Annotated in this window: 11 protein-coding genes and 2 other annotated features; all 11 genes read left to right on the top strand. The window is 36.8% G+C overall.

Translation table 11 applies throughout. The annotated features are described in order from the left end of the window. The first annotated feature begins 115 nt into the window (after window positions 1-115). Window positions 116-1,288 (top strand): iron-containing alcohol dehydrogenase, encoded by a 1,173-nt coding sequence (locus tag AC0KUU_RS08390; RefSeq protein WP_322552053.1) that lies wholly within the window; start codon window positions 116-118, stop codon window positions 1,286-1,288. Window positions 1,289-1,468: 180 nt separating this feature from the next. Then, on the top strand, window positions 1,469-2,674 hold the full coding sequence (locus AC0KUU_RS08385; protein ID WP_322552054.1) for an MFS transporter: 1,206 nt from the start codon (window positions 1,469-1,471) through the stop codon (window positions 2,672-2,674). Between the two features lie 143 nt (window positions 2,675-2,817). Beyond that, window positions 2,818-3,153 carry a hypothetical protein gene (locus AC0KUU_RS08380; protein WP_230183811.1) on the top strand — a complete coding sequence of 112 codons (336 nt, stop codon included), beginning with the start codon at window positions 2,818-2,820 and terminating at the stop codon, window positions 3,151-3,153. 308 nt (window positions 3,154-3,461) lie between these two features. Further along, window positions 3,462-4,724 (top strand): ATP-grasp domain-containing protein, encoded by a 1,263-nt coding sequence (locus AC0KUU_RS08375; protein WP_280559633.1) that lies wholly within the window; start codon window positions 3,462-3,464, stop codon window positions 4,722-4,724. A 15-nt stretch (window positions 4,725-4,739) separates the two neighbouring features. Continuing rightward, entirely contained in the window at window positions 4,740-5,300 is a 561-nt protein-coding gene (locus AC0KUU_RS08370; protein WP_322552055.1) for a hypothetical protein, read from the top strand. A 32-nt stretch (window positions 5,301-5,332) separates the two neighbouring features. Then, window positions 5,333-6,271, top strand: a complete 939-nt coding sequence (locus tag AC0KUU_RS08365; protein ID WP_322552056.1) for a DMT family transporter — start codon at window positions 5,333-5,335, stop codon at window positions 6,269-6,271. Between the two features lie 27 nt (window positions 6,272-6,298). Beyond that, window positions 6,299-7,534 (top strand): DUF6421 family protein, encoded by a 1,236-nt coding sequence (locus tag AC0KUU_RS08360; protein WP_280559635.1) that lies wholly within the window; start codon window positions 6,299-6,301, stop codon window positions 7,532-7,534. A 15-nt stretch (window positions 7,535-7,549) separates the two neighbouring features. Further along, the gene (locus AC0KUU_RS08355) at window positions 7,550-8,851 is read left to right on the top strand and encodes a valine--pyruvate transaminase (protein ID WP_322552057.1); all 1,302 of its coding nucleotides are present in this window, start codon (window positions 7,550-7,552) and stop codon (window positions 8,849-8,851) included. A 189-nt stretch (window positions 8,852-9,040) separates the two neighbouring features. Further along, window positions 9,041-9,499 carry a cell wall hydrolase gene (locus AC0KUU_RS08350; protein WP_025751889.1) on the top strand — a complete coding sequence of 153 codons (459 nt, stop codon included), beginning with the start codon at window positions 9,041-9,043 and terminating at the stop codon, window positions 9,497-9,499. Window positions 9,500-10,000: 501 nt separating this feature from the next. Further along, the gene (locus tag AC0KUU_RS08345) at window positions 10,001-11,743 is read left to right on the top strand and encodes a sulfatase family protein (RefSeq protein WP_322552058.1); all 1,743 of its coding nucleotides are present in this window, start codon (window positions 10,001-10,003) and stop codon (window positions 11,741-11,743) included. Between the two features lie 402 nt (window positions 11,744-12,145). After that, window positions 12,146-12,371, top strand: a binding site (T-box leader). A gap of 38 nt (window positions 12,372-12,409) precedes the next feature. Further along, window positions 12,410-12,638: a binding site (T-box leader), on the top strand. Between the two features lie 54 nt (window positions 12,639-12,692). Continuing rightward, a complete protein-coding gene (gene thrS, locus AC0KUU_RS08340) occupies window positions 12,693-13,910 on the top strand; it encodes a threonine--tRNA ligase (protein ID WP_322552059.1) in 1,218 nt (405 codons plus the stop codon). Window positions 13,911-13,951 lie beyond the last annotated feature (41 nt).

Genomic DNA, 13,951 nt, shown 5'->3' with positions numbered 1-13,951 from the left:
TACGCGATATGAGAACTTAACTCTTGAAAAATTTTTGTTTTACATTTATACTTACATTCTTGTTCGCGTAATGCGACAACTCACTTTATATTCAACTAGGAGGTATACAGATAGTATGGAAAATTTCATTTATCATAATCCCACAAAATTAATCTTCGGAAAAGATCAGCTTCAAGCATTATCAGAAGAGCTCCCGAAATACGGAAAAAATATTTTGCTTGTTTACGGCGGAGGAAGCATTAAGAAAAACGGTTTATACGATCAAGTTCTTACGCTGTTAAAAGAGTTAAACGTAAATATAAATGAGTTAGCGGGCGTAGAGCCAAATCCTCGACTATCTACGGTACGAAAAGGAATTGAAATTTGCCGAAATGAAAACATTGACTTCATGTTAGCAGTCGGCGGTGGAAGCGTTATTGACTGCACAAAAGCAATCGCTGCCGGAGCTGAGTATGAAGGAGACGTCTGGGATATTATTAACAAAAAAGTAACGGCTACAAAAGCACTGCCGTTCGGAACGGTATTAACATTGGCAGCAACAGGTTCTGAAATGAATCCTGATTCTGTTATTACGAATTGGGAAACAAATGAAAAATACGTTTGGGGAAGCGTCGTTACGCATCCTGTATTTTCTATATTAGATCCTGTGAACACGATGTCTGTTCCTAGAGATCAAACTATCTACGGCATGGTAGACATGATGAGCCATGTGTTTGAACAATATTTCCATAACGTGAAAAACACGCCTTTACAAGATCGTATGTGCTATTCCGTATTACAAACAGTAATTGAAACAGCACCAAAATTGCTAAAAGATCTGCAAAGCTACGAGCACCGCGAAACGATTTTATATTCCGGAACAATCGCGCTAAACGGAACACTTCAAATGGGCTACTTTGGCGATTGGGCTTCACATACAATTGAACACGCGGTATCAGCGGTATATGACATTCCTCATGCAGGCGGTTTAGCAATCCTATTCCCAAATTGGATGCGACACGTTGTAGATCAAGATGTAACTCGTATGAAGCGTGTAATGACAAGCATGTTCGATATTGAAACTGCAGGTAAAAGCGACAAAGAAATTGCATTAGAAGGAATCGATAAGTTAAGCGCTTTTTGGTCAAGCCTTGGTGCACCTTCTCGCTTAGCAGATTACGATATCGGAGAAGAGAGACTAGACGAAATTGCTGGAATTGCTGCTCGTGAAATGGCGTACGGAGGTTTCGGTAACTTTAAAAAACTAAATAAAGATGATATTTTAGCTATTTTAAAAGCGTCACTGTAAAGTGAAAAACAAAAAGAAGGAGACATCTGTCTTCTTCTTTTTGTTTTATCTTATAAATGACTGGAAATTAAGTAGAGCAGGAAGAATGGTTTTTTTCTCAAATTTCAGTTAACAACTAAAGGAAAAGCTTTATAATTAAGTACAGAAAGAAAGTTTTAGAGAATTTAAGGGAGTGGGAAGATGAAAAAGTTTGCGCTAGCTTCATATGCGCTTTATTTGCTGGGCGGATTAGTCATTACAGCTGTAGGGTCCGTCTTACCGCAATTGTTAACACATTATCATGTGTCCTATACAGTTGGCGGACAGCTTGTATTATTAGGTTCTTTAGGATTTTTGATAGGAGTTCCGCTATCTTCTTTTCTATTAGGACGCTTTAGAGAAATGAATTTACTTACAGTTTCCGCACTAATGATAGCGCTATCACAAATAGGTATGCTTTTATTGCCTCCATTTGAGTGGATTATTGCATTCAATTTTTTAAACGGTATTGGTGTAGCCGCATTGGAAGTAGTTGTAGCTACTTTAATGATGGAAGTATTTATCGGTAGAAGAGCTATTGTTATGAGCTATTTAGAAGTATCATTTGGTCTAGGTGCGCTGTTGATGCCGTTAGTAGCTAGCTTATTGATTTCACAGAACAGCTGGAGGTTTTCATTTTTTATAACGAGTGTACTAGCTTTACTAATGGTTGTGGTCTGTAAAATGATTTCTTTTAAAAAAGAGACTGTTTTAACTTCAGAAAGTGATGCTTCAGACGCCAACTCAGAACCTGCGCCTGTGCTTGCTAAAAAACAAAGATGGAAAATACTTGCTCTTTTTAGTGTGATGATTTTTATGTACGCCGGAGTAGAAAGCAGTATGAATAATTTTCTTTCGTCTATTTTTATCGCGTATCTAGATGTAATCCCGTCACAGGCTACTTTGAGCATAAGCGTTTTTTGGGTGGCTATGCTAATAGGACGAGTGGCTACTGGGTGGATTATTCGAATCGTTACATATGAACGTTATCTTTTTGGCAGCATTGGAGGAACAATTGTGAGTTTAGTGCTGTTTATTGTGTTAAAAGAAGCAGTAGCAGGCTATATTTTATTAGGATTTTTAGGGCTTGCCATGTCAGGTATCTATTCGATAACGATGGTATATGCTAATCATACGTTTACTGGATCTGCTCGTATTGTAACAAGTTTAATTACTGGTTTTTCAGGGCTTGGAGGAGCTATTTTTCCTGCACTTATTGGCTTTACTATGGACGTAAGCGGAATTATCTCAGCACTTTGGTACATAACAGCTTTTGCATGTTTATATCTTTTGGCGCTTTGCATTATTTTTTTCGTTCAGCGTGATGCAAAACAAAAAACTAATAATCATTTGCAGACTATGAAATAAATGCTACGCCAAAAAAAGAAGTGAATTATAAGTTCACTTCTTTTTCTTTTTATTTTCTCTTTCGTTATAGTAAACAAAAAGGGTTCACATAAATTCAAACAAGAAAGTGAAAAATGGATATATCTATGAAAAAGGAGCGCAATATGAAAGAAGTGAAGTTTAACTCAAAGGACATCTTGAGTCAAAAACAAGAAAATGTTCAAATTATAAAAGCAGAAAATGTTCAGCCTCAACAAGCACGTGAAACGTTGGATAAACATTTGCTCCTTCTTCACCGTACCGCTAAGCCTGTTGCGATTCAAGAAACAGTAGCAGACAGCTTTCATGGAGGAGTAGCTTTTAAAAATGATATTAACTTTATTCCTGCTGGAGCTGAAAGCACTTGCGAATGGAAAGAACCGCTATCTTTTTTGCGTGTTGAGTTAGATCCTCAAACTGTTAAAGAAATAGCTGATAAAGAAAACTTATTTTGTAAATGATAAGTATCTATTTTAATAAAAAATATAAAAAAGAAAGGTTGAATCTATGTCGACCTTTCTTTTTTATAGAAAAATTCTCATTAAATTTTTAAAACAATATCTTTATAATCAAATAGCAAAATTTCTGCTTTTAGTTTCGCTTTAGTATTAACTCTATAAACCCATTCTTTTCTTTACTTTTTACTAATATATTAAATATTCTATATATTCCTAATGTTATATAAAATTAAATTGACAAATATATGAAGCGGTCATTAGAATTTAGTCATCGAACAGTGAAGAGCTGTTTAAAAGTAGGGGGGAAGTAAATGCCGTTACAAAATAAGCATCTAGCAGTTGTGTTACAAAATACATATTTACCGTTTATTTTTGAAGAAGCAGAAGCTCTCGGAATTAAATTGACGTTTTTTTATAACCAAGAAGAAGTAGAACCTAAGCATCTTAAAAACGTACAAAATTTCATACCCATTGATTTATTTCACACCCCAGACAAAGCTCTTGAGATGATTAAAGCAGAGCATCACAAAAATCCTTTTGACGGCATTATGACATTATATGAGCCTGCATTAGAGGTTGTATCTCAGCTGACAGAAGAATTAAACTTACCGGGTTTATCACCGTTTGTGATTAGTAACTGTCGAAACAAGCAGAAGATGAGAGAGGTTTTAAAAGATAATGATCTTAACACTCCGTATTTTAAAGAGGTTGAAAATACGGAGGAATTAAAGAATCTTTCACTGCCTTATCCTGTCGTAGTAAAACCTTCTAACGGATTTTCCAGTCAAGGTGTATCACGAGCGAATAATAAAAAGGAACTGATTGACAGCATAGAAAAAGTGAGACGCGTAAATGAAGAAGACCTAAGCAAATTCACAAAAAATAAAACGAGCATGGTAATTGAACAATTTATAGACGGACCAGAGTTTGCTATTGAAACGTTTTCTGTAGAAGGAGAAGTTTATGTACTTTCTATAGGTTATAAAGGAAATTCCAAAGGACCTTTCTTTGAAGAAGGTGTTTATATAGCTCCAGCTCAGCTAGAAGAAAACGTTTGGCAATCTATTGCACAAGAAGCAGCTAGAGCAGCAAATGCTTTAGGAATTGAGAATGGCCCGGCTCATATTGAATTACGCCTGGACCCAGCAGGAAAACCTTATGTAATTGAAATAGGAGCGCGCATTGGAGGATCTGGGATTTCTCATTATATCGTAAAGGAAAGTACAGGTATTAACTATATGGAGCTAGTTTTTTACTATGTATTAGGGTTAAAACCTCCTGTATTAAAAAATGAAAGAAAACGAAAGAAAGTGGTGGGCAACTACATTATCCCTGTTCAAGGCCATGGGATTTTTAAAGAAATTCGAGGCTTAGAAGACGTGCGCAGAGATACTGAAGTAAAAAGAGTTATTCAATTTATCACTAAAGGGACAGACATTTTACCATATCCGCACTTTTCAGGGTACCCTGGATTTATTTTAACCACTCATGACTCTTATTCCGACTGTGAGCAGTATTACAGCTATTTAGATAACAAAGTAAAAATCGTTTATAAAAATAAAGTAAACGCATAGGGGGTATCAAAGGCTATGATAGTTGCAGAGTCGTCTAGTAAGAAAAATAAGCAGCTTCAAAAAATTAGCATTATCCATACCTTAGGGCCTGAAGGAACAAATTGTGAAAAAGCAGGCTATCTGTGGTTCGAACGCCAAAGCATACAAGGTCAGGTCTTTTTGCACCAAACGTTGGAGGAAGCTTTAGTTCATGTGAAAGAAACAGAGAGTTCTGCTCTTCTAGGCTGCGCAGTATATCCTTACTTACATGATATTGTGTTCAAAAATTTAACTAGTTTAGAGCTAGTAGATAGCTTTATTATGCCAACGTATAACATGGTGCTTGCCTCAAAAGAAGAGGTGATAACAACCAATAACCTGTTAATTGCTTCACATCCTGCCCCTGTTGATTTAGCTCATTCCATCAGTCCCAATGTTCAGTTAGTAAATAGTAATGCTCAAGCGGCGATTGATTGCTTAGAAGGAAAGGTAGACGCATGTATTACAACAAGTAAAGCCGCTAACGAGAAGGGGTTAACAGTTGTAAAAGATTTTGGAGAAGTGCCGATGTGTTTTACGCTCCACGGAAGAAAATAGGCACAACTTAAAAAAAGAAATAAGGTGAAACAGTGATTTCTAAATTAACCCGGATTCATGTCCATCTTTTGTTTTGTCTATTAGCTGTCATCGGGGGAACGACATGGGCTTTTCAAAAGACTGGATTAAAAGATAGCTTGCCTCTATGGTCAGCAGGTATGAGGTTTTTAATTGCTAGTTTAATAATTGCCCTCTACCTCTTACTCACAAAAAAAATGGCCGTTTCAAAAGAAGTAGTAATCATTTCAGCATTAAACGGAATTTTGTATTTTGCTCTACCGTTTGGTTCTGTTTATTGGGCATCCGTCTATTTGCCAAGCGGGCTTGTTTCCGTTTTAGCTGCCAGCATTTCAGTGTTTGCTCTTTTATTTAATCGCTTATTTAAAGGAACACCAGCTACAAAAGGACAAAAGCTAGGTGTAGTCATGTGCTTAATTGGTATGAGCGTTGTATTTGGAAATCAGCTGTTTATACAGGGAAATGTGATTCAAATAGTAGCCATGATCGTCATTTTAATGGCTATGCTAGGTTCTGCTTTTATAACTGTTCAAGTTCAATCTCGCATAAAATCCTTGCCTATTATGACCTTTAATTCTTTTTCGATGCTAAGTGGAGGCGCTTGTTTACTGATTGTTAGTTTATTTATGGAAAATGGAAATCGCACTTTCTCCGGGATTAGCCTTATCTCATTATTATACTTGGCCATTATAGGGTCGGTCGTAGGGTTTTCTATTAATATTTATTTATTAAAAAAATGGCATATATCAAAAGCAACAGCGCATTTATTTATTTCACCGGTTATCGCCTTATATGTAGGATTTGTCTTTTTAGGTGAAACATTAAACAAACAGGTCTATATAGGTACAGCGTTTGTAATAGCAGGGGTTATATTTATTAACTTGAAAAAGCAAATAGAGAAAAACACAAATAATTCTACTCTTAAATCATCTAAAAATATTTCTGCTAAGTAGCTGTTCTAAAAAAGGAGGGTTTTAATCATGTTAACAAAAAATCATACTCAAAGTTTAGTGGAGTTATTAAACGATAAAATAGTACCTTCTCTATATGAGATAAGAAAATATCAGGGCCCAAATGGAGAGGTCAAAAGAAATTACGAAAAAGCTAGAGAGCTCTTATTAAAAGTAGTTGCTGAAACTGAAACAATATATAACTCTTTAAATTTACCTGAAGTGTGGAATGCATTAAAAAATGACGTATGTGATTGGATTGAAAGAGGACTCGATCAAGCTCCTTATTTTGATCAAACGTTAATTGCCTATAGCCCGCCTGCAAACGGGGAGGCGACGTTCTTTTTAGGACCGATTGTAACGCCTAATGGCCCTACAAAAAGAGGATTTTATTTAGAAGCCTTTATCGCTGTGCGCGATGAACCTGAAATCATGAAATCCATCGAAGCAGACCTTCCTCATCCTAAAAATGGGTGTGAATCTTTAAAGCTGTTGGCTGGTACTCAAGGATTTATGGAAGGGAAGTGTATTGTATTTTTCCCTGAGAATGTAAAAACAAAAGAAAAGGTAACAAGTCAAAACTTCGCGATATTTTTCTTTAATAAATTTCACAGCATATACAATGAGGATACATTAAAAAGAGCGTCTTCTATCTTTCTTGATTTCAACTTTAAATCTCATACTATGAATAGAGAAGACACTTATCAGGCAAGGGTAATCTGGGGATATCTGCATGATTATTACCATCACTGCGGAAACAAACCTTTTGACCAACATATACAGGCGAAAATGAATTTTTTTGCAGGCATCCTAGAAGAAGTTAAAGTAGATTGCCAGACGGTGCTGACTCTTCATAAAAGAAAATATCCTTTTTGGGAAGAGATAACGGAATTTGTTCTCTTTGAACGACTTTTAAGATACCCTAGTCAGCATAATGCACCTCGAAACTTTGATTCTGGAACAGGTTTTTTTCTTTTTAGCTGGCTAGTTGCAAATGGGCGTTCAATATCCCGAAAAGGAGACCATGCTTATTTAGATTTAGACATATGCTTAGAAGAACTGGATCTTTTAGTAAAAGAAATTGAAGAACTTGAAACGATTCAAAGTGACCTTGACTATAAAGAAGAAGCTGAACATTATGTTCGAAAATACTTATTACCTAGTGAGAACGATGATAAATTTATTATCCCGGACAATTACTTTATTAATCAGCAAAATAAAAAGATTGAAGTTCCATACTTACTATTCGATGACCATAATCTTTAAGGAGAAGGTGCACTAGTGACTGCTTTGCATTTAAGTAAAATAGGAAGCAAAATGACTGATAAAGTAGGCGTTCGCGCTATCATGCATGACATCCAAGAGGTGCTCAATTCCAATCTCAATCAATATGTGAATTTAAGTGCTGGCAACCCTGCCATCCTCCCTCAAGTTTATGAAATGTGGGAAGAAGCTTTAAGAGATATTGTGAACGACAAACAATTAAAAAATTTGATTAGCCAATATGGTTCTAGTTACGGTACGCATGAATTAATTGATTGCATAAGAGAATACTTCTTTACGAATTATCGTATTAAACTGGACAGAGAACAAGTCTTGATCACGTCGGGAAGTCAAAATCTCTTTTTTTTAGCTTTAAATTCGTTTTGCGGTACAAGTAAAGAAGGAAGAGTAAAAAAAGCATTAATACCTATGCTGCCAGATTACGCTGGGTATAGTGGAGTCGCACTTGAGGAAGGTGTAATAGAAGGAATTCCTCCTATCCTCTCAAAGCTTGATCGTCATACGTTTCGCTATGAATTTAACAAACAGGCATTTAAAGATAAAATAGCTCAGGACCCAGACATCGGAGCTATTGTATTATCAAGACCTAATAACCCAAGCGGCAACATCCTTTCCGAAGAAGCCGTACAGCTTATATCCCAAGTGTGCAAGGACTATCACATTCCATTTCTAATTGATTCAGCTTACGCACCGCCTTTTCCTGCTATTAATTTTATTGAAATGGATCCAATCATACATGATAATATCATTCACTGCATGAGTCTTTCTAAAGCCGGATTGCCTGGTGAGAGAATAGGAATTGCTATAGGAAAAAGTGAGTTCATAAAAGTAATGGAAGCATTTCAATCAAATATTTTGATTCACTCTTCTAGGCTAGGTCAGAGGATGGTGGTTAACACCTTAAAGAGCGGGCAGTTAGCCAGAATTTCAGCTAACTATATAAGAACTCATTATAAACAAAAACATGACTATTTAAAAAAACTTTTAACTACACGTATGCCGGATGATATTCCTTGGTATTTGCACAAAGCGGAAGGTTCGTTATTTGGCTGGCTTTGGTTAGAAGGTTTGCCTTTCAGTGATAGCGATCTATACAATAAATTAAAAGCAGAAAACTTGATTGTAGTGCCAGGCGGCTCATTCTTTCACGGCAGCCAATCTTCTTCTCACAACCGGGAGTGCATTCGCATAAGTCTTACTGCTGCAGATGAGGAGTTAAAGAAAGGAATTGATATTCTTTCTTCAGTAGTTAAGGAAATATACAGTTCAAACTTTATATTTCAAACAGAAAAATTATAATTTCTTTAAGGTTTAGAAGTGCAACTCATACGTAATCATAAAGGGTTCTTTATAAGCTAAAGATTGTTTAAAGAAGACAATAACATCCAATTTCTTTTGGAACTGGATAATTTTTTGCAATGAAAGACTCCTATATTTCTGCTAGCATATGAACCACGTCAAGAAATAGCAAGGAGGCTTTTTATTTTTATGATAAAGAAACTAGTGATTGCTATAGCAATGCTTATCCCAAGTTTTGGTGCAGGTTACTCAGCATTTGCAGCAGCGCCCGCTCATGAACAGCACGTTCAAGTAAATAAAAATGATAAAGAATTATTAGCTCGTCTTGTATCAGCTGAAGCCAAAGGAGAGCCTTATGCAGGCAAAGTAGCCGTGGCGACAGTTGTATTAAATAGAGTCGACAGCAGCAAATTCCCAGACACTGTAAAAGGCGTTATTTATCAAAAAGGTCAGTATAGTCCGGTCAGCAACGGTCAAATTAATAAACCTGCAGACAAAGATTCAAAAAAAGCTGTAGAAGAAGCAATTAACTTCCAAGGTCAAGGAAAAGGTTCATTATTCTTCTTTAATCCTGATAAAACGGGAGATCAATGGCTGCGCCAAAAACAAGAAACAATTAAAATAGGAAATCATGTATTTGCAAAATAATAAAAAAGCTAATGGCTAGCTGCGCGCTGCTATTAGCTTTTTTAGTTATGTACATAAAATAAACAGTAGAATAATCTTTAAAATTAGAATTTCATGGTAAAATATAAAATGTCATTCATAATTAAAAATATGAGGTGATAACGTGAAAGAGAATATGATGTTTGCTTGGATAGCTTCATGGTTAGCTCTTGCTGGTCAGCTCGTTTTTTTACGGGAGTAGCGCTTTTTACAGGGGATTGGCGCTACATGATGTGGAGTTTTATGATAAGTATAATTGATACCTAGTATCATTAGCACCTATAAACGAAATCAGCAGCTAAAAGCTTACAAAAAATAAGGAATATCGTATTGAAACGAGTTATGAAAGACTTAGAGAAATCCTCCAAGTCTTTTTTTGTGTGGGTATAAAAAGACATGAACCGTACTCCGTTCTTCTAAAAAAAGTGCTTTTTACATAGTTTATCAATACAGAAAATTTGATAAACATGCGGAGGAATAAACATGCAGAAACAGCCTAATTTTTTGTTGATTATCGTGGACGAGGAGCGGTTTCCACCCTTATATGAAAGTAAAGAACTAAAAAAGTGGCGAAAAAAACATTTAAAAGCACATGAATTTTTAAAACAGCATGGAATGGAATTTACCCGTCACTACGTCGGTTCTACAGCTTGTTCACCAAGTCGAGCTACATTGTTTACAGGGCAGTATCCTTCCTTGCACGGAGTTACGCAAACGCAAGGTATCGCAAAGAAATCACAAGATCCTGATATGTTTTGGCTGCAGCCTAATACCGTCCCGACGATGGGAGAGTATTTTAAGAAGGCTGGATATCAAACCTTTTATAAAGGAAAATGGCATATTTCTGATGAGAACATCTTAATTCCAGGAACACATGACGTTTTTTCTAGCTATCAGATGCAAACAGGAATACCGGATCCAGAGAAAGAAGGCCTTTATCAACGGGCTAATAAGCTTGAAAAGTTTGGTTTTTCAGGGTGGATTGGTCCGGAACCGGAAGGGAGAAATCCGCACAATTCCGGTTCATCTGCGGCCGTTGGAGTGAGCGGACGAGACGAAATATATGCAGAGGAAATCATAGAGCTTATTCAACGATTAGAACATCAAGCGCCTGCGCAGCCTTGGCTCATGGTAGCTTCATTTGTGAACCCGCATGACATTGCGCTGTTCGGAGCGATTACCAAACACCTTACTATGTTTCAGTTTTCTATTGATGAGACGATTCCAAACATCGATCCGCCACCTACCATTAGAGAACCTTTACAAACAAAGCCTAGCGCTCAAAGCAGCTATAAATACATCTATCCAAAAGCGCTGCAGCCAACCCCAAATTCTAGCTTCTACCGGCGCTTGTATTATCAGCTGCAAAAAAATGTTGATAAACAAATTTTAAAAGTTCTTCAGACCATGGAACAATCTTCGTTCTATGAAAATACAATTATTATTTTTACGTCTGATCACGGTGATTTGCTTGGAGCTCACGGGGGACTACATCAAAAATGGTACAACATGTATGAAGAATCTATTCACGTTCCGCTTCTCATTCATAACAAGCGTTTGTTTCCTAGTTATCAACGTACGGACACACTGACTAGTCACCTTGACTTGATCCCGACAATGCTTAGTTTAGCTAATATAGATGCTTCCGCTATTCAAAAGCAATTACAAAAAAGTCATACGGAAGTACATCCATTTGTTGGGCGAGACCTGTCAGGTATACTTCGAGGAGAAACGTGTGCTGAGCAAGAGGAAACAGCGATTTTCTTCATGACGGATGATGACCCGACAAAAGGACTTCACCAAACAAATTTTTTAGGAGAAAGCTACCCGTCAGTTGTTCAGCCTAATCACATTCAAGCGGTCATTGTCGAGTTTTCGTCAGCGGCAGGAAAGGAAATTTGGAAATACGCTCGCTATCATGATAATCTGCAATTTTGGTCAGCAGATGACGAAAAAGATGAATTCATTCACGGAGAGCAATATGGAGGTTACCCTGTGAGTTTTACTACCCTTAAAACAACCCGTGTTCCTGATCAAATTGAAATGTACAATTTGACCAAGGATCCGTTAGAAACAGTAAATCTGGCTCACCCGTATTTTTCGACAAATGAAACAAGGAAAATTCAGCGGCAGCTTGACGTTATTCTTAAAGAACAAGTCAGGAAAAAACGGATTTTTCCGCAAAGTGGAAGCATGCATGATGAGCTTTTGTCTAAAGATAGATAAAAAATAGTTTCTATGGATTCAAGTCAGATATTTGCGTAAGCAGAAAAAGGTGTATTTAATATTTTAGTATATAAATTGAAAACCTGATGATGCTTGTGTTAGGTTACTTGTTCTGGTTTGGGGTAGTATTGGTTTCACTTCATTAATCCCGCTTAGATAAAACAAATAAGGACTTATAGCATCTTTCTTTTTCGCCTTTATTGCTGTGAAAATAGAGGTAAAAATAAGAATGGAATGTAGTCGTTAATAGTATAATAAAAAACTTTTTCAGTCCGTAGATTCTTAAGTAACTTTTCAAAAATTCAAGCATAAAGTAATTCTATACCATTTGAAAAATAAAAATTACTTCTTGACTTTTGTTAAATTTATACACTATAATCGCTTTTAACAACTAATAAACAGTATTTGGCAATGAAAAGGACACGAATTAGATGCTGTTTTCTTCGCAGAGAATAGGGCCACTGGCTGAGAGCCCTTAAGAAATCATCTAATTTACCACCTTAGAGCTATTGCAGGGAACGTGCATAACTGAAACTGCAATCGGTAAAACCGTTATCTTTTTAAGCGTAAAATACGTATGGGTATTTTACGGAATTAGGGTGGTACCACGGCCGCATTCGTCCCTTCACTAGGGATGAGTGCGGTTTTTTTTGTAGAAAAAAGAATATACAAGCAATGAAAAGGACATGAATCATTTTTGAATTTTCTTTACAGAGAGTAGGGTCACTGGCTGAGAACCCTTAGAAAACGAAATGAATTTACCACCTTGGAGCTGCGGCGGGGAATGTGTATACACTGAAACCGCACCCGGTAAAACCGTTATCTTTTTAAGCGTAAAATACGTATAAGTATTTTACGGAATTAGGGTGGTACCACGGCCGCATTCGTCCCTTTACTAGGGATGAATGCGGTTTTTTTTGTTGAATAAAAACATATTGGAGGAATGAACATGTCAAAACAAATGGAAGCAGAAAAGCGAAATCATCAAAAGTTAGGTCAAGAACTGGAGCTGTTTATGTCAATGGAAGAAGCTCCTGGTATGCCGTTTTTCTTACCTAACGGAATGATTGTTCGAAATGAGTTAGAAAATTACTGGAAACAAAAGCATTATAAAGCAGGCTATCAAGAAATAAAAACACCCATCATGATGAAACAGGAGCTCTGGGAACAATCAGGGCACTGGGAGCACTATCATGAGAATATGTATTTTTCAAATGTTGACAAACAAAACTATGCGATTAAACCGATGAATTGTCCGGGAGCCATTTTATTGTTTAACAGCAAGCGAAGAAGCTACCGAGAACTTCCGATTCGATACGCAGAGCTTGGATTAGTTCATCGTCACGAGCTTTCTGGGTCTTTAAACGGCTTGCTAAGAGTCCGTTCATTCACACAGGACGACGCTCATTTATTCGTAAAGCTCAGTCAGATCCAAGCTGAAATTAGCCGCATTCTAGCGTTTATCCATGACTTTTACTCACATTTTGGCTTCGATTACAAAGTGGAGCTATCCACACGACCTGAAAAATTCATGGGAGATATTGAAACATGGAACCAAGCAGAAAAGTCGCTTCAATCTGTGTTAAGTGAAAAAGGCTTAGACTATCAGGTAAATGAAGGAGACGGAGCTTTTTATGGGCCGAAAATCGATTTTCATATTTTAGATTCCTTAGGTCGCAGCTGGCAGTGCGGAACAGTTCAGCTTGATTTCTTAATGCCGGAGAAGTTTGACTGTATGTATATTGGAGAAGACAATAAACCGCATCGTCCCGTAATGATTCACCGCGCTATATACGGTTCCGTTGAACGATTTATGGCCATCTTGATTGAACATTACGAAGGTCAATTTCCTCTTTGGCTGGCTCCTGTTCAATTTAAGCTTTTGCCTATTGCACCGCCGCACGTGGAATATGCATATAAAGTGAAACACGAGCTGGAGTTAAAAGGGTATCGTGTTGAAGTAGATGATCGCATTGAAAAAATAGGGCTGAAAATTCGAGAAGCAGAAATGCTAAAAGTTCCTTATATGGCTGTGATAGGAGATAAAGAAGTGGAAAATGAATCGCTTGCTATGCGAAAGCACGGGAAGAAAAATATAGGAACAGTAAGTTTGGAAGAGGCAGCTGTATACTTGAATAAAGAAAAGAATTCAAACAGAGTGTATTGAAGCTATTTACCTTACTAAATAGAAAAATCCGATTTTTTAAG

Source organism: Priestia sp. ST2 (genome assembly GCF_055810735.1).
The sequence above is the reverse complement of the archived record's forward strand: the minus strand, read 5'-3'. Positions and strand labels throughout refer to the sequence as shown.